The sequence below is a fragment of the Pluralibacter gergoviae ATCC 33028 = NBRC 105706 genome (assembly GCF_001598855.1).
GTDB lineage: Bacteria > Pseudomonadota > Gammaproteobacteria > Enterobacterales > Enterobacteriaceae > Pluralibacter > Pluralibacter gergoviae.
Map to the genome: position 1 here is coordinate 359285 of NZ_BCZS01000001.1, position 17057 is coordinate 376341.

Consider the following 17057-nt stretch of genomic DNA (forward strand, 5'->3'; position numbering starts at 1 on the left):
TCATGTTGATGACACAAATGATTACTATTGCGGTTGGAGTGTGAGCGGCAGTGTTATGAGCAACTTCTCGCAGGTGCCTGCGGTCGTGCGCGTCAGACAGGTGATTAATTCAGGGGTGCAGACGCTATGAGCTGGCCGTTTATCTCTTTCTTTGGTGATAGCACCGTGCTGCTGCCGAGCGCAGCGCTCCTTTTTGCCATTTTGCTGCTGCGTAAAAAAACGGCGCATCTCGCCTGGCAGTGGGCGGCGCTGTTCGGCGTCATCGGCGGAATAGTCAGTCTTTCCAAGCTGGCCTTTATGGGCTGGGGTATCGGCATCCGCGATATCGATTTTACCGGCTTTAGCGGTCATTCGGCCCTCTCTGCCGCATTCTGGCCCATCTTCCTTTGGCTGCTCAGCGCCAGATTTACCTCCGCAAGCAGAACCCTTTTCGTTGTCGCAGGCTACGGTATCGCGCTGATCGTCGCGTACTCGCGGCTAGTGCTCCACGCCCACTCCGTCTCGGAAGTCATCGCCGGGGCCCTGCTGGGCGCCGCCGGCAGCGCGCTGTTCTTACTGCTGCAGAAGCGCGCGGGCGAAACCGCGGCGGTGCAGATTTCGTGGGGCGGTGTCGCCTGCATGGTGCTGATCCCGGCAATGCTGTTACATACCGGCGTTAAGGCACCCACCCAGTCGCTGCTGGGGAAAGTGGCGGTGGCCATCGGGCCGCTGGAAAAACCGTTTACCCGGGCGGATCTGCACAGGCAGGCCTGGTAGCGGCGTTTTATTTCATATCCATCGTCGCTAATTAGTGAGAGAGGCGCGGTTAAGAGTAGCCACTATTTTAACAGGGAATGAGTGTGGCTATATCGGCAGCGAAAAACAGTCTGCTGCGGATAATATTCTGCGCGCGCCGGATAATGTTATAAAACCAGGCGCCACTAGCGACAGATTGGAGTGACTCCTAATTTTTAGGAGTTGACATATCATATTACTCTCAGGCATCAGTGAGTTTGATGCATTAGTTTTCTTCATCCGGCGGAAAGCTGCGCCTGCTCCCGGACTGGAAGATGAATTTATTATTAATTTCATTAAAATTATAGCGTTATGCTGCCAATCGGCGGCGAAAGCCTGTAGAATCCCGGCGTTAACTGAAATCGGTAGCGATTAGATCTACTAATGCCATTCCTGAAAAAATAAGTTTTCTGCATCACAGTGCACTGGTAGCTGCAAAGCCAGGGGCGGTAGCGTGCCTGAATTGACGAACCTCACCCTTTACACTGCGCCTCTCTGAGTAGGCCGCTATTTGTCATGCCGAGTGACTATCTGATTGTTTAATAATGTACCCGAAAAACTTGACGGTGATATAAATCACATTTAGTGCGTGGATGAAGCTGATAGGGCCATCACTGAAGCGCATCCGCCGACGCGCTTCTTGAAGTATAGCCGTCAGAACAGGCAATATACGGAATACGGATACATTCTACCGTTTTAATCATTAATAATGATGATTATAGCGGCTGTTAATATAGGATACTTTCGGTGCTTACCCGAGAGTGGGTCGGATGCCTGACGCTGACCTGCTGTCGGAGATAACCTTTTTCTTCTTCTTTCCCTCACCTCTGCACGCGACCTGCATGAGAGGGGCAAAAATGGATCTTGTGCAATGATAAAAATCTCCCGTTTAGCCCTTGCCCTTGGACTGGCCTCCGCCATTTCGACCCAGGCGTTTGCCGCCGGGCTGGTTCTTAATGACAACGACCTGCGCAACGATTTGGCGTGGCTGAACGACAGGGGGGTTATCCACCTGAGCCTCTCCACCTGGCCGCTGAGTCAGGAGGAAATTGCCCGCGCGCTGAAAAAGGCAAAACCCTCCTACTCCTCAGAGCAGGTTGTGCTGGCCCGTATCGATAGTCGCCTTGCCTCCCTGAAGGCCGACTTCCGCGTCAGCGGCTATACGTCCACCGATCAGCCGGGCACTCCGCAGGGCTTTGGGCAGACCCAGGCCGCCGATAACTCGCTGTCGCTGGCCTTTAACAACAGCGGCGACTGGTGGGACGTGCACCTGCAGGGCAACGTCGAGGGCGGCAAGCGCATCAGCAACGGTTCAGACGTTAACCCGAACGGCTCCTACGGCGCGGTAAAATTCTGGAACCAGTGGCTCTCCTTCGGCCAGATGCCGCAGTGGTGGGGCCCGGGCTACGAAGGCAGCCTGATCCGCGGCGACGCCATGCGCCCGATGACCGGCGTGCTGATGCAGCGTGCCGAGCAGAATGCCCCGGAAACCTGGTGGCTGCGCTGGATCGGCCCGTGGCAGTACCAGATTTCCGCCAGCCAGATGAACCAGTACAGCGCCGTACCGCACGCCAAAATTATCGGTACCCGCGTCACGGTATCGCCGTTCCAGTCCCTGGAGCTTGGCGGATCGCGTATTATGCAGTGGGCAGGGAAGGGGAGACCGCATTCGTTCGGTAACTTCTGGGATGGATTTACCGGAAAGGATAACGTTCACGGCGATGATTCCAACGAACCGGGCAACCAGCTGGCGGGGTTTGATTTCAAGCTGAAGCTTGAGCCGACCCTGGGCTGGCCAATCAGCTTCTATGGCCAGATGATCGGTGAGGATGAATCGGGGATGCTGCCGTCCGCTAACATGTACCTGGGCGGGGTAGAAGGGCATCACGGCTGGGGCAAGTCGGCGATCAACTGGTACGTTGAAGGCCATGATACCCGCACTAACATGAGCCGCGAGAACTACAGCTACACGCACCACATTTATACTGACGGCTACTATCAGCAGGGATACCCGCTTGGGGATGCGATGGGCGGCGATGGCCGACTGCTTGCCGGTAAGATCGAGCTGGTGACCGAAGATAATCAGCGCTGGAGTACCCGCCTGGTGTATGCCAAAGTGAACCCGAGAGATCAGCGGATTAACAAGGCCTTCCCGCACTCCGATACGCTTAAAGGCGTGCAGCTCGGGTGGAGCGGGGATGTTTACCAGTCGATACGGCTAAATACATCGCTGTGGTATACCGACAACGACCACAGCACGGCGGACGATGTGGGTGCCAGTGCCGGGATTGAGATCCCGCTGAGTTTGTAAACATTCGGGGCTGAAGAGACGATGATACCGGTACGATACAGAGAATCTCACTGCCTCTTCGGTCTTATGGATATAACAGCAAATAATTGCTCAGGAATTAGCAACGTTTGAATGATTGATGATACGACACTATGAAAAAAAACATTATTAGATTTAGCGCGCTGGCGTTGGCTGTTGGGATTTTATCGGGCTGTACGGTTTTTCCAGGGCAGGGACTGAATAGCCTGCGTAAGAATGTGGTTGAGCTGCCGGACAGTGACTATGACTGGGATAAGCTGATAAATGTTTATCCGATGACCCCGGGGCTGGTGGACCAGCTGCGGCCAGAGACCGTTATGGCCAGGCCGAACCCGCAGCTGGATGAGCTGCTCAAGAATTATGAATATCGAATTGGCGTTGGCGACGTCATCATGGTTACGGTTTGGGATCATCCGGAACTGACAACGCCAGCTGGTCAGTACCGAAGTGCCAGCGATACAGGTAACTGGGTCAATGCAGATGGGACAATGTTCTATCCGTATGCGGGTAAAATCCATGTTGCAGGCAAAACACTTAGCCAGGTTCGTCAGGAAATCGCTAATCGACTTACTACTTACATTGAGAGCCCGCAGGTTGACGTCAGCGTTGCTGCGTTTCGTTCTCAGAAAGCTTATGTCACAGGGGAAGTTGCTAAATCTGGCCAGCAGCCAATTACCAATATCCCGCTTACCGTTATGGATGCAATCAACGCCGCCGGCGGCCTTGCCGCTGATGCCGACTGGCGGAATGTGGTGTTAACTCACAACGGTAAAGATACGAAGATCTCGCTCTATGCCCTGATGCAGAAGGGCGATCTGACTGAAAATCATCTGCTTTACCCCGGCGATATACTCTTTGTGCCGCGCAATGACGATCTGAAAGTGTTCGTAATGGGTGAGGTCGGTAAGCAGAGCACCATGAAGATGGATCGCAGCGGTATGACGCTGGCCGAAGCGTTGGGTAACGCGGAAGGCATATCTCAGGAAATGAGCGATGCGACCGGGGTCTTCGTTATTCGCCAGCAGAAAGCTGACAAGCAGGGCAGAATTGCCAATATCTATCAGCTTAACGCCCAGGATGCATCGGCTATGGTGTTAAGCACTGAGTTTCAGCTACAGCCATATGATATTGTTTACGTTACCACTGCGCCGGTCGTACGCTGGAACCGTGTGATCTCGCAGCTAGTACCCACAATTGCCGGTGTACATGATATGGTTGAGACTGGGAGATTTATTAAGACTTGGAATAATTAGAATGTTTGATTCTATTTTGGTGATTTGTACAGGTAATATTTGCCGTTCTCCTATAGGCGAACGTTTGCTACGTAAGGCGTTACCAAATAAGCAGGTAGATTCTGCTGGAGTTGGAGCTCTTGTTAATCATCCAGCAGATGCGGCAGCCATTAGAGTTGCTAGTAAGTATGGGCTTAGCTTAGATGGACACAAAGGTAGGCAGTTCACACGCAGCATAGGCCACATGTACGATTTATTGCTGGTTATGGATCACAGCCATCTCTCACAGGTAACACGCATTGCTCCAGAAGTTAGAGGGAAAACCCTGCTGTTTGCCCATTGGTTGGGAGGGAAGGAGATCCCAGATCCATACCGCAAGAGCGATGAAGCATTTGAATCGGTGTACCAGTTAATAGACCAAGCTAGCCAGAGTTGGGTGGCACGGCTGAGCGAATAATATCAGGAATAATATTGCATGACTTCTGTCACTACGAATACTGCGACCTCACAGGATGCTAATGAAGTTGATTTGGGCCGCCTGCTGGGAGAAATTATCGATCACCGCAAATTAATCATTGCTATCACTACAGGATGCACGGTGTTAGCTATACTTTACGCACTTTTTGCTACGCCGATTTATCAGGCGGATGCGCTCATTCAGGTTGAGCAAAAGCAGGGTAACGCAATCTTAAATAGCCTGAGCCAGATGTTGCCTGACAGCCAGCCGCAATCGGCCCCTGAAATCGCCCTACTTCAATCCCGGATGATTCTGGGTAAAACTGTGGATGATCTTAATCTACAGGCACAAATAACTCAGGATTATTTTCCTCTGTTGGGGCGAGGCATGGCACGTTTATTTGGGAAAAAATCAGGGACACTGACTATTACACGCTTTTATTTACCGGAAAGTGAAAACAGTGCAGATACTCAGAGCGTAAATATTATAGTATTGGATAAGGATCATTATATTGTTGAGAAAGAGGATTATAGAGTTAAAGGGAGAGTAGGGCATCTTCTTAATGAAAATGGTATCTCGTTGCTGATTTCAGAGATAAATGCGCAGCCCGGGGATCAATTTACCGTAACTCAACTTTCCCGTCTCAAAGCTATAACAAATTTACAGTTAGAATTAAAAGTAAACGATCAAGGCAAAGATACAGGTATACTGAACCTAACGCTTACGGGCGATAATCCAGAATTAATTTCTAAGACTCTAGATAGCATTAGCCAAAACTACCTTGCACAGAATATTGCCCGTCAAGCGGCTCAAGACGCAAAAAGTTTAGATTTTTTGAATAAGCAGCTGCCGAAAGTCAGAGGAGAACTGGATATAGCTGAGGACAGACTTAATGCCTATCGTAAGCAAAAAGATTCAGTAGATTTAAATATGGAGGCAAAATCCGTTCTTGATCAAATAGTTAATGTAGATAATCAGCTTAATGAATTAACGTTCAGGGAAGCGGAAATCTCCCAGCTATATACCAAGGAACATCCAAATTATAAAGCATTATTGGAAAAGCGCAGTACTCTTCAGGATGAAAAAAACAAATTAAATAAACGCGTGAGCGGAATGCCCTCGACACAGCAGGAAGTCTTGCGATTGAGTCGGGATGTCGAGTCAGGTCGGGCTGTTTATCTGCAATTGCTTAATCGGCAGCAGGAATTAAGTATCGCTGAATCTAGCGCTATAGGTAATGTGCGAATAATTGACAATGCGGTAACTGAGCCTAAGCCAGTTAAACCCAAAAAAATAATAGTAGTTGCCATCGGCATCGTATTAGGTATTCTAGTTTCGTTTTGCCTAGTACTAGTGCGTGTATTTTTACGTAGGGGGATTGAAACACCCGAGCAGCTTGAAGAGATTGGAGTTAACGTATATGCCAGTATCCCTGTTTCAGAATGGTTAATGAATAATAAACGCAAGGTAAATCGTTTAAGAAAGAACCAAACTGACGTGCTTCTTGCTGTGGAAAATCCGGCTGATTTGGCGGTCGAAGCCATCAGAGGTTTACGTACCAGCCTGCATTTTGCAACAATGGAGGCCAAAAATAACGTTCTGATGATTTCAGGTGCAAGCCCTAGTGCCGGTAAGACTTTTATAAGTACCAACTTAGCTGCTACTGTGGCCCAGACAGGGAAGAAGGTGCTGTTTATTGACGCGGATATGCGCAAAGGATATGTCCATAAGATTTTTGGGAGTAACAATGAACAGGGATTGTCTGAGGTGCTTTCTGGACAAGCATTACCCGATGATATTATAGAAAAAGTAGCAGGAGGTAATTTTGACTATATTTCTCGGGGGCAAATACCACCTAACCCAGCCGAGCTACTGATGCACCCAAGATTCACGAAGTTGTTGTCTTGGGCAGAAAAAAAATATGATTTAGTTATTATAGATACACCGCCAATTTTAGCTGTTACAGATGCAGCAATTATCGGTAGCTATGTTGGTACAGCATTGCTTGTTACGCGATTTGAGGCGAATACAGTCAAAGAAATTGAAGTTAGTATTAAGCGCTTCGAGCAAAGTGGTGTATTGATTAAAGGTGCCATATTAAATGGCGTAGTTAAGAAGGCCAGTAGTTATTATAGCTATGGTTATAATAGTTACGGATACTCTTACTCTGAAAATAATAAAGATTAAATATTTCCGGCTATGCCAGATGAAATGGTATCGTTATTTCATCTGGCTATTTTAGTTCTATAATCATTTTTTACTAGTTTCTTTGAGGGCCTTATGACGCCTTTTAAAAAAAATATTTGTTGCGCAATTACACTAGCATTAGGAGACTTTATTAGTTTTGCAGTATCAATGTATTTTTCTGTAGCCATATTAAGCATCACTATGAGTCAGTTTTCATTACGTGTACCAAATGATCAAATTGAGCCATGGATTGAACTACACTGGTTATTGGCGGGGACATGTGTGGCTTGGTGTGGAATACGTTTAAGGCATTATCTTTACCGAAAAACATTCTGGTATGAGCTGAAGGAAATATTGCGAACACTAGCAATATTTGCCGTAATAGAAATGGCGGTTATCGCTTTCGCGAAATGGTATTTCTCGCGGTACGTATGGTTGTTTACATGGGTTTTTGCAGCAGCACTTGTACCATTTATGAGAATACTTATTAAACATATACTAAATACCTTAGACATATGGATGCGAGATACATGGATTATCGGGAGTAGTAAGAATGCCTCCGATGCTTATAATGCTATTAACAGCGAAAAAAATTTAGGGCTGAAAATTGTAGGTTTCATTCATGCGGATAAAGCTCCAAATTCAACTTTAATGATGCACTCTCTGCCTGTGATTGAAGCAGACGATCATTGGCTTACAAATGTGGATAAACATACTCAATTTATAGTAGCAGTCGAATCAGATCAGGCTGATATCCGTAACAATTGGTTGCGCGAGTTTATGATAAAAGGTTATCGTTATGTGTCTGTAATACCAACACTGCGTGGCATGCCGTTGGATAGCACTGATATGGCATTTATTTTTAGCCATGAAGTAATGATTTTTAGGGTTCAACAAAACTTGGCAAAATGGTCATCGCGAATCATGAAGCGTACGTTTGATTTTCTCGCCTCATTATTTATTATACTTCTATTAAGCCCACTACTCGTTTATATCTTTATTAAAGTTAAGAAAGATGGCGGTAAAGCAATTTATGGTCACGAGCGCGTAGGAAAAGGTGGTCGAACGTTTAAATGCCTTAAGTTTCGCTCAATGGTTGTCAACTCTAAAGAAGTACTAGACAAGCTTCTAGCTACTGATGTAGCTGCGAAAGCTGAGTGGGATGCAACCTTTAAATTAAAAAATGATCCAAGGGTTACGGAAATTGGTGATTTTTTACGGCGTACCAGCATGGATGAATTACCTCAGCTTTTTAATGTTTTAAAAGGTGAAATGAGTCTGGTTGGACCTAGGCCAATAATTACCGCAGAGCTGGGTAGATATAATGAAGAGGTTGACTATTATTTATTAAGTAAGCCTGGTATGACTGGTTTATGGCAAGTTAGTGGTAGAAGTGATGTAGATTATGATACTAGAGTATATTTAGACGCATGGTATGTAAAAAACTGGTCTATGTGGAACGATATAGCTATACTGTTTAAAACAGTTTCAGTAGTATTAAAAAAAGATGGTGCGTATTAATTGTCAATAATACAATAAATTCGGTGTAAAAAATGAAATTTTTTATAGCAATACCGACGTATAATGGTGGGGATATTTGGCGAGAAACGGTGATCAATATAAAAAAAAATGCGCCAAAAAATACTTTTGTCCAAGTAATAGACTCAGGAAGTAAAGATGAAACTGTTGCGGTGGCAACAAAAGCTGGTTTTGATGTTATTAGTATAACCAGTGAAGATTTTAATCATGGTGACACACGAAATAAAGTCGTTTTTAATAATATTAACCAATTTGATATAGTTATTTTTTTGACTCAGGATGCGATCCCAACACCGGGATTTACTGAAAATATTGTTCAAGTATTTTCAGATCCATCAGTTGCATGCGCGTATGGAAGACAACTTCCCCATAAAGATGCTACTCCTCTTGCAGAGCATGCTAGAAGATTTAATTATCCTGAAGCAAGCCATATATGCGATCTATCAAATGCTGCCACTATGGGTTTAAAAGCTGTATTCATGTCTAATTCCTTTGCTGCTTATCGACTTTCAACTTTTAATAAGTTAGGGGGCTTTCCAAGCAATACTATATTATGTGAAGACATGTACTTCGCAGCTAAAGCATTATTATCTGGTTATAAGTCTGCATACGTTGCTAATGCAGTGGTTAAACACTCGCATAATTATACTGCGATCGAAGAGTTTAAACGATATTTTGATATAGGTGTCTTTCATACCGACCAACCGTGGATAAAAAAAGAATTTGGAGGAGCTGGACATGAAGGTTCTAAATTTATTGTTTCAGAAATTAAATTTATATCAATTACAAGATTGCCATGGCTAGTAAAAGCTTTTTTTAATAATTCAATGAAGATTTTAGGATATAAATTGGGTTCTAAGTATAAATTATTCCCTATTGAGTTTATTAAAAAGTTTAGTATGCATAAAAAGTATTGGACTTAAATTTTTAACGTTTTTGAATTGTTATGTATTTTTAGTTTAGATTATAGTGTATGTTACCTTTAATTTTATAATGCACATGACGGATATTTTTGCGAATAGCTTACATTTTAATAATGATATATTTTGTCTCAGTAGGAAGTCGGGTTCAAAAGTGACAAGTTATGATTAATACTAATGTAACTAACGTATATTGAATGTATATAATAAAGGTATCGAAGAAAGTCTTAAATAAAATAGCATTCAGATGATTTGGTTATTAAGTTGAACCAGTACTGAGAGATAATATATGGTGAGTAACATTAAGAAAATATCAATCATAATGGCAACGTACAATGGTGGAAAATATATAAATGAACAACTTCAGTCAATTATAACGTGCAATTCATATAACGATAAAGTTGATGAGTTTATAGTTTCTGATGATGAGTCTTGTGATAATACATTGTCCATCTGTCAAGCATATATGGAAAAAGATAAAAGAATAAAAATTATAAAAAATCCCAATAAAGGTGTCATTAGCAATTTTATCAATGGTGTTACTAATGCAAAAGCAGATTTTTTAGTCCTTACAGATCAAGATGACGTATGGGAGTTTAATAAAATAGAAATTCTCTTTGATAAAATGGTTAATGCAGAAAGTGATTTTGGAGAAAAAACGCCGCTGATAATATTTTCCGACTCTCGTGTTGTTGATAGTGAGTTAAATATTATTAATGATTCTTTTTTTAAATATTCGAAAGCCGATCCGCATAACTTAACATTGGATTCTTTGCTGGTAAAAAACTGCATTCAAGGATGTGTAATGATGCTTAATCGTGCACTTATAGAAAAAATTGATTTAAAAAACACAACTAAATGGATAATGCACGATTGGTGGTTTTTGCTAATTGCTGTCTATTATGGCAAAATTATATTTGCTGATGAAAAATTGGTGAAATACAGGTTGCACGGACAAAATGTTCTTGGGGCAAAAAAAAAGACATTGCTGTATAAAATTTCAAATATTCCAGCTCTAAATTTCAAGTTTAAACAAGATGGGAAAAGGATCATTGCTCAAGCGGCTGAGTTTCTTAACATAATAGATAATAAAACAATGTTGAAAAAAATCCCTTTACTAATGATTCGATATGAAAACTCATTACCTCGAAAACTAATGGCTTTAATTAATTATTTCTATTTTAGAAAAGAAGTAAAATCTAATAATAGGTAAATTTATGTCTGACTTAGTTAGTGTATATATAACTACATGTAATAGATTGGAAAAACTTAAACGGGCCTTAAAGTCTGTTGTTAATCAAACATATGAAAATATTGAAGTAATAGTTTCTGATGATGCTTCAGATGATGGCACTAAATTATTTATGGATAATTATGTCCTTGAAAATAAAAAATGTAAGTATATTCGTAATAATCAGCGAGAAGGTGCGTGCGCAACTAGGAATAAGGCAATAAATATAGCTTGTGGGAAATTTATTACAGGCCTTGACGATGATGATGAGTTTTTGCCTAATAGAATTGAAGTGTTTATTAGGCATTGGGATGATGAATATTCTTTTTTATGTGCAAATTTCTTTGAGGTATATAATGATAAGCAGAAAAAAAAATATTATACTACCCATGATAATACGCTATTAAAATACACTGATTTGCTTTATGAGAATAATGCGTCAAACCAAGTGTTTACATTGACGGAAAGATTAAAATGTATTGATGGATTCAATACGAAAGTATCTAGGCTCCAAGATTGGGATACATGGTTGCGTCTTTCTTACAAGTACGGTGATTTTTTACGATTAGATACCGTAACTTATCTAATGCATCATGACCATGCTTTAGATGAGTATAGAGTTTCCGGAAGTTATCCTTTGGGCATTGCTTTAGATGAACTGCTTGAAAGAAATAAAGAAATATATGCAAGTGTGTACTATAAAAGAAAATTATATTTAAATTACTTTAATAATAACTTAAGTTTTCTTGATAGTATAAAGTGGGCTTTTATAGATAAAAACCCCTTGCATATGCTGAGGTTTTTCTATCAATTCAACCGAAAAAATACACAGTAAGGTATGCTGTAAATATGATAAAGGTAAATGTTCTTCTTGCTTCCTATAATGGTGAGAAATATATCAGAGAACAGATAGATTCAATTTTAATTAATTTTGAAAATGTCGGAAATGAGTTTGATTGCAAAATTTTAATTTCTGACGATGCTTCTACAGATAATACTATTGAAGTGATCAATAATTACTTCAATAATGATAGTCGAGTTGAAATTGTTAGCGGGGATAAAAAAGGCGGGGTAAAAGAAAACTTTTACTTTCTTATAAGCAACGTTGACTGTGATGCTGAGTATGTTTTTTTTAGTGATCAAGATGATTTTTGGCTTCCTAGTAAAATGCGTATATTTCTTAACACTCTAACTAAGTATGATGCGTTAAGTAAGGGTAAAGTTCCATTGCTTGTTCATTCTGATCTTGTAGTCACCAATGAGTTATTGATACCCAAAAAAATATCAATGTTTAATTACCAAGGCCTAAATAGGAATGCAAACTTCAAGGAGCTTTTAGTTACTAATTCTGTAACAGGGTGTGTGATGGCTTGTAATAAAAAATTGATTAAAATAGCTAAGCAAAGTAAAATACAAAATTCAATTATGCATGATTGGTATATAGCTTTACTAGCATCAGCATGTGGAGATATAAAATTTATCGATGAGCCACTTATTTTATATCGTCAGCACAGTAATAATCAGGTTGGAGCTAAATCAGACTCATTATTTAATAGACTTAAAAATAAAAGAATATTAAATTTATTAGAGGATGCTAGACACTCCATTTCGCTTACAAAAAATCAAGCAAAGCTTTTTCTTTCCGAAGTTAATTTAACACTCCCCTATGAGAAGGCGGTTACATTAAAATTGTATTGCGGAAATGGTAATGATAATCTTATAAAGAGATTTTTCTTATTTTTGTCGGGCGTAAGAAAAAAAGGTTTTATAAAGAATGTTGTCTTTTTTATTCTCTTTGTGATGGGACGTTAATTTTATCTGCAGATTTTCAATGGTTTTATCGTTTAATGTAAAGAATTTTAGTGCTTTCACTTATGTATCATGCGGCGAGACTAACAGGGTAGAGCCTTAGGGCTGAGTGTTAGTTTGGCAAGATGGTGAGAGCCATCGGCTAATCCGGTAAAGTAATAGAGTGGTTTATTGGGCCTGGCCACCTAAATAAAGGGGATATGCTCACCTCAGATCAACACAGGAGCCATAATAAAAAAAGAACTTTCAGCGCAGAGTTTACTCAACTGGTCGTTGACCAGAACTACACTGTGGCAGATGTAGACGCGCTATGGATGTCGGCCTTTCCACAATGATGCGATGGGTTAAGCAATTACGTTATGTGCGGCAGGGAATAACACCAAAAGTCTTCCCCGTTCCCCGGAACAAATTGAAATGCGTGAGCTCAGGAAAAAACTACAACGTCTTGAAATAGAAAATGAAATATAAAAAAAGCTACCGCGCTTTTGATGTCAGACTCCTTGGACAGTTCTCGATAATCGGCAAACTCACGGCGCGTTATCCTGTAGCCAATTCCTGCCATGTGTTAGGGGTTCATCGGAGCAGCTACAAATACTGGAAAAATCATCCTGAAAAGCCAGACGGCAGACGGGCTGTATTACGCAGCTAGGTAACTTGTAATGGCTCAATAATACCGGCACTTCAATAGTCTGCTAATGTAACAACAGTAAATTATTGAGGTAAGTGACCTTTACTCAGCGTAATCAGACGATGTGCAGTTTCTCTCCCGAATTGAAACTGGAAGCCGTTGAACAGGTTGTTAAGCATCAGCTGCGTGCCGTGGATATCGGATGCCACTCTGCTGCGCAAATGGATACGGCAGTACAAATCAGGGCTTCAGGGAGAAACGTCGAATGGCGCTGCCTGACACCGGAGCAGCGAAAAATTCAGTCACTTCGGGCTCAGGTTAAGCGCCTGGAAATGGAGAAAGAGATACTAAAGCATGCGGCCGTGCTGATGAGCGAACTCCCGACTAAATTTGTGCGCTAATCACACGGCTGAGGAGACAGTAATCCTACCCACGTTATGTTGTGTGGACACAGCCCTAAGCGAGATTCAGGTTTTCAAATTGTTCCAGGCTGAGACTCCCGGAGGCACTGTGGCGACGCCAGCGACTGTAATCATAATCGATATAATTAAACACCGTCGTTCGCATTATTTCCCAGCTGCTAAGCGTTTCCCGTAGATACATTCCACCTACAGCGAATGAACGAATCTTTCTACGCAGGCATTGTCATAACAACAACCTTTAGCGCTCATGCTTCCGCGCAGATTGTGCCGCTTCAGTGGGTCAGTCCTGATAATTCACTCGACAGTACTGGCCTCAAGGTCAATGTGGACAATGACATTTTCCGGGAGCTTTCGTCACCAGAGTGCTATTTCCAGTGGATCACAGGCAAGCTGTGCCGTCATCCGTGATGGCACTGACCAGCTGATTGCCGTACGAGACCGCAATAACTACTGCCAGATACAACCAGCCTTCATCAGTGCGAAGATACGTGATATCGCCCGCCCACTTCTGGTTCGGGCCGCTGGGGATGAAGTCCTGCCTCAGCAAATTTTCTGATACCGGCAGGCTATGCTCACGGTAGCTGACTGGGCTGAATTCGAGGCTGGCTTTCGCCCGGAATTCCTGACGCTCCAGACTGGTCGGCACCGTTTTGACACAGACGTCTGCCTATGGTCGCGCTGCTGACAAAATTGTTTACGCGGATTCAACAACGTACGGCGTCCACGCCAGGTATACTAGCCGTTGCGGGTAACGAACTGTGCTTAATAATGAAGTGCGGATTTAATCTTAACCTGATGGAATTGGGATGCAATTACATATACTCATATGAAAAAGTTTAATAAAAATAGATATGCAATGGTTTTATTATTGCAGCTATAATATGGCTTGAATAAATGGAGCCCTCATTGTTGAGGGCATTAATTAATCACAAAATAAACCATTTGTTTTCTGTAAAAACAATATTCATTTTTTTTTCATTTGTTTTTTGTTGTATAATATCAGCTTTACTTAAAAAAAGTATTTTACCTAGGCCTATATTGTTGACTTCTATAGTATAACCATCTGCTAGATTATTAGTGTCGGGTAACTCTAGCGAAATATTGGAGGGTGAATTGACTATATACCTATAATAGGAGTCAGATAGTTTTGTAGATTCATTTATAATTTTTGTTTTAAATGATATCTTCATTACTTGTCCACTCGGAGAAATTTGTGCTGTTATTCGCTCGTTGCTACGCCATACGATTGAGCTATTTTTATTCTTACCCTCAAATGTTAGACCTGATAGCGATGATGAGTTTTCATAAAAACCGGTTTTAGTACTATTTATCTTAGAGTTTCCGGCACTATAGAAGTTTGCAATTTTTGCACCATTTGAGGAGAATCCTAACTGCCATTGTTGCCTTTTACCTGAAGTCGCTGATCTGGCGAGATATGCAGCTGTTCCTCCATATTGAGATATCGGCAATATAACAGTGTCAATTCCATTTACTTCATTTGGATTTTCATTATTGTTATTTACAATACCATTCTCCTGTACTACACCTGATCTCGCTCGGCCTTCTTTCGCTAAGAATAAATTGAAGTTTGTTGACCATACTTTTGATATAGGGTTTAGTAGTATTGCTGTATTGTTTTCTGGGGTTCCTAGTTTTTGAGTTTTTAAATTTACCCAGCCAGATGTTGTTATTTTGTTTCCTTTAATTGAAATAATAAATGCTGACCACTTTTCAACGCCTATCGTATCAATAATCATACCTGGATGAATAAAACTTCCAATTATTTCTGGTGATTTTACTGATGTCGGTGTAAAAATTGTTTTTTCTATTTTTTCCCAATTATTAAAGGGAAGTGAAGTATTGTCAGCGTATAAACCTACAGAGTCTCTACTTTTATAGCTTGATAAAGATTTAGTATAGTTGAAGCCATTGATGGGGTATTCTAAAAGATTCAAGTTAGTGGTATTAGCTCTGACAGCAACCGCAACAGCATTTGCTCTCATGCCATAAGTATTTCTAGCAGCATAAATACCACTCGCATAAATGTTTTTGGGAGAGTTAAACTCAATTTTACCTAATACATTTGTTTTCTCGGTTTCACATGATGCAAAAAATGGAAAAGAAGATGCGATAGCAAATAAAACAATCAGAGTTAATTTCATAATGGGACCCTTTACACAATAATGTTTAATAGCATATATCATTAGCACAATTAAATGTCAATAAGAATAGAGACTAGAATTAATGAATTCACTCGTAAATAAATGCACACATGCATCAGCATTGATTTTTATCTGTCTGATAGTCATCCTTCCATCAGGAAGTATAGGTAGTATAAACGTTAAGGTTCTATCGATGACCTTCTTATTGTTATCTCTTATTATGTCCTTGATTTTAAAAAAGCATATAAGAATGAAAACACTCAAATTAGTTTCAATAACATGTTTTGCTATGGTGTTGATTCTTTTTGAATATTATAGCTCAAGCTCTTTAGCTACTCAGAAAGGCTACAGGGATATAGAGTCATTTCTTTTTTTTACTTATTTTGTTTCTACTCTAGTAATTATTGTGCTAATTCTTGAAGAGTTTATATCCAAACATTTTCTTTTAGGCGTGATTTTCTACGCTTCGTTATTGTACTCAGGAATTAAATTGGTGGCGACTGTATGTGCTGCTTTAGGTTTTATTTCCATGGCGTCAATTTCTGATTTCGTTTTGTTAAGTTTTGGTGTTCAGCCTATGTTGTTCCCAATAACCGAATATTTTAGTCGTTTACAGTTGGCTAACGATTATATAATTTGTTTTTGTTTATTTTTTACAATAGTCAGACCGGATCTTTTCTCCTTTACTTCCAAGAAATTCTTCGTAATTGGAATGCTATTGTTGTTCATTTGCGTAATCATATCATTCTCTAGATTTATGCTTCTGCTTTTATTGTGTTCTTTGATCTTGAAATTAATAAGAATTAAATCGATTAGCGTGAGTGGTTTTATTGCTTTTGTTTTTTTTATATTGTTAGTTACTTCTCTATATTACGTGAATTTCGAGCAGGTAAATAATGCAATTGAGTTAAGGTTCTCCTCATCTGGTGTTAATCAGCACTCAGATGCAACTAGGGATTTCCAAGTTACATGCCTTAGCAAATCTATAGATAAATCACCATTTCTCGGTGTTGGTGGGTTTGGTGATTATTCTGTTTTGTGTCCAGGTCCAATTAATGCAGAGTTTTCTTATGAAGTACAATATTTGGGTTTTATATATAGATTTGGATTTATACCAACATTGCTTTTTATGTTAATTTATTTTTTCCAGTTTAGCATGTCTATAGAAGGCTGGCTCTTCTCAAAATATAATATTCCATCATTCATAGCAATGTTGACTTGGATGATGGTTGGATTTTTTAATCCATATCTTATTAGTGCTTTCGCTTCAGTGATAGTTGCTTTATGCATGAGTTGCTCAGGGGGATATAAGCTCATAAAAAAACCTTTTGATCTTTCATAGGTAAGTAATTAAATGTGTAATACAA

General features: G+C 40.9%; 13 protein-coding genes and 2 pseudogenes. 13 read left to right on the forward strand and 2 right to left on the reverse strand.

Going from position 1 to position 17057, the window contains the following annotated elements; translation table 11 throughout:
- Positions 1–126 precede the first annotated feature (126 nt).
- From ENGE1_RS01615 to ENGE1_RS01655, 12 genes and pseudogenes are all read left to right on the forward strand, one after another.
- Positions 127–756, forward strand: coding sequence for a phosphatase PAP2 family protein (locus ENGE1_RS01615; protein ID WP_064360459.1), 630 nt, complete (start codon positions 127–129; stop codon positions 754–756).
- Between the two features lie 889 nt (positions 757–1645).
- Positions 1646–3085, forward strand: coding sequence for a capsule assembly Wzi family protein (locus ENGE1_RS01620; protein ID WP_064360460.1), 1440 nt, complete (start codon positions 1646–1648; stop codon positions 3083–3085).
- Positions 3086–3216: 131 nt separating this feature from the next.
- Positions 3217–4356 carry a polysaccharide export protein gene (locus ENGE1_RS01625; RefSeq protein ID WP_064360461.1) on the forward strand — a complete coding sequence of 380 codons (1140 nt, stop codon included), beginning with the start codon at positions 3217–3219 and terminating at the stop codon, positions 4354–4356.
- A 1-nt stretch (position 4357) separates the two neighbouring features.
- A complete protein-coding gene (locus ENGE1_RS01630) occupies positions 4358–4792 on the forward strand; it encodes an arsenate reductase/protein-tyrosine-phosphatase family protein (RefSeq protein WP_048273055.1) in 435 nt (144 codons plus the stop codon).
- An 18-nt stretch (positions 4793–4810) separates the two neighbouring features.
- A complete protein-coding gene (locus ENGE1_RS01635; protein WP_064360462.1) occupies positions 4811–6979 on the forward strand; it encodes a polysaccharide biosynthesis tyrosine autokinase in 2169 nt (722 codons plus the stop codon).
- 93 nt (positions 6980–7072) lie between these two features.
- Positions 7073–8500, forward strand: a complete 1428-nt coding sequence (gene wbaP, locus ENGE1_RS01640) for an undecaprenyl-phosphate galactose phosphotransferase WbaP (RefSeq protein WP_064360463.1) — start codon at positions 7073–7075, stop codon at positions 8498–8500.
- 32 nt (positions 8501–8532) lie between these two features.
- The gene (locus ENGE1_RS26445; protein WP_072065358.1) at positions 8533–9441 is read left to right on the forward strand and encodes a glycosyltransferase family 2 protein; all 909 of its coding nucleotides are present in this window, start codon (positions 8533–8535) and stop codon (positions 9439–9441) included.
- A 319-nt stretch (positions 9442–9760) separates the two neighbouring features.
- Positions 9761–10651 (forward strand): glycosyltransferase family 2 protein, encoded by an 891-nt coding sequence (locus tag ENGE1_RS01650; RefSeq protein WP_162268874.1) that lies wholly within the window; start codon positions 9761–9763, stop codon positions 10649–10651.
- A gap of 4 nt (positions 10652–10655) precedes the next feature.
- Positions 10656–11504 carry a glycosyltransferase gene (locus ENGE1_RS26450; RefSeq protein WP_072065357.1) on the forward strand — a complete coding sequence of 283 codons (849 nt, stop codon included), beginning with the start codon at positions 10656–10658 and terminating at the stop codon, positions 11502–11504.
- Positions 11505–11518: 14 nt separating this feature from the next.
- Positions 11519–12481 (forward strand): glycosyltransferase family 2 protein, encoded by a 963-nt coding sequence (locus tag ENGE1_RS26455; RefSeq protein WP_072065356.1) that lies wholly within the window; start codon positions 11519–11521, stop codon positions 12479–12481.
- Positions 12482–12678: 197 nt separating this feature from the next.
- Positions 12679–13124, forward strand: a pseudogene (locus tag ENGE1_RS27840) (transposase); the annotation flags it as partial.
- A 77-nt stretch (positions 13125–13201) separates the two neighbouring features.
- Positions 13202–13507 carry a hypothetical protein gene (locus tag ENGE1_RS01655; RefSeq protein WP_155409071.1) on the forward strand — a complete coding sequence of 102 codons (306 nt, stop codon included), beginning with the start codon at positions 13202–13204 and terminating at the stop codon, positions 13505–13507.
- Positions 13508–13562: 55 nt separating this feature from the next.
- Here the strand turns inward: ENGE1_RS01655 and ENGE1_RS29105 are convergent.
- Positions 13563–14183 (reverse strand): annotated as a pseudogene (locus tag ENGE1_RS29105) (IS3 family transposase); the annotation flags it as partial.
- A gap of 271 nt (positions 14184–14454) precedes the next feature.
- On the reverse strand, positions 14455–15690 hold the full coding sequence (locus ENGE1_RS28295; protein ID WP_048273051.1) for a hypothetical protein: 1236 nt from the start codon (positions 15688–15690) through the stop codon (positions 14455–14457).
- 250 nt (positions 15691–15940) lie between these two features.
- Here ENGE1_RS28295 and ENGE1_RS01665 point away from each other — a divergent pair, with 250 nt between their 5' ends.
- Complete coding sequence (locus ENGE1_RS01665; protein ID WP_155409070.1) at positions 15941–17032, forward strand: O-antigen ligase family protein; 1092 nt, start codon at positions 15941–15943, stop codon at positions 17030–17032.
- Positions 17033–17057 lie beyond the last annotated feature (25 nt).

Excerpts from the sequence above, each read along its gene's own strand:
- ENGE1_RS01615 (WP_064360459.1), top strand. The coding sequence starts at position 127 with ATGAGCTGGCCGTTTATCTCTTTCTTTGGTGATAGCACCGTGCTGCTG.
- ENGE1_RS01620 (WP_064360460.1), top strand. The coding sequence starts at position 1,646 with ATGATAAAAATCTCCCGTTTAGCCCTTGCCCTTGGACTGGCCTCCGCC.
- ENGE1_RS01625 (WP_064360461.1), top strand. The coding sequence starts at position 3,217 with ATGAAAAAAAACATTATTAGATTTAGCGCGCTGGCGTTGGCTGTTGGG.
- ENGE1_RS01630 (WP_048273055.1), top strand. The coding sequence starts at position 4,358 with ATGTTTGATTCTATTTTGGTGATTTGTACAGGTAATATTTGCCGTTCT.
- ENGE1_RS01635 (WP_064360462.1), top strand. The coding sequence starts at position 4,811 with ATGACTTCTGTCACTACGAATACTGCGACCTCACAGGATGCTAATGAA.
- wbaP (WP_064360463.1), top strand. The coding sequence starts at position 7,073 with ATGACGCCTTTTAAAAAAAATATTTGTTGCGCAATTACACTAGCATTA.
- ENGE1_RS26445 (WP_072065358.1), top strand. The coding sequence starts at position 8,533 with ATGAAATTTTTTATAGCAATACCGACGTATAATGGTGGGGATATTTGG.
- ENGE1_RS01650 (WP_162268874.1), top strand. The coding sequence starts at position 9,761 with ATGGCAACGTACAATGGTGGAAAATATATAAATGAACAACTTCAGTCA.
- ENGE1_RS26450 (WP_072065357.1), top strand. The coding sequence starts at position 10,656 with ATGTCTGACTTAGTTAGTGTATATATAACTACATGTAATAGATTGGAA.
- ENGE1_RS26455 (WP_072065356.1), top strand. The coding sequence starts at position 11,519 with ATGATAAAGGTAAATGTTCTTCTTGCTTCCTATAATGGTGAGAAATAT.
- ENGE1_RS28295 (WP_048273051.1), bottom strand. The coding sequence starts at position 15,690 with ATGAAATTAACTCTGATTGTTTTATTTGCTATCGCATCTTCTTTTCCA.
- ENGE1_RS01665 (WP_155409070.1), top strand. The coding sequence starts at position 15,941 with ATGAAAACACTCAAATTAGTTTCAATAACATGTTTTGCTATGGTGTTG.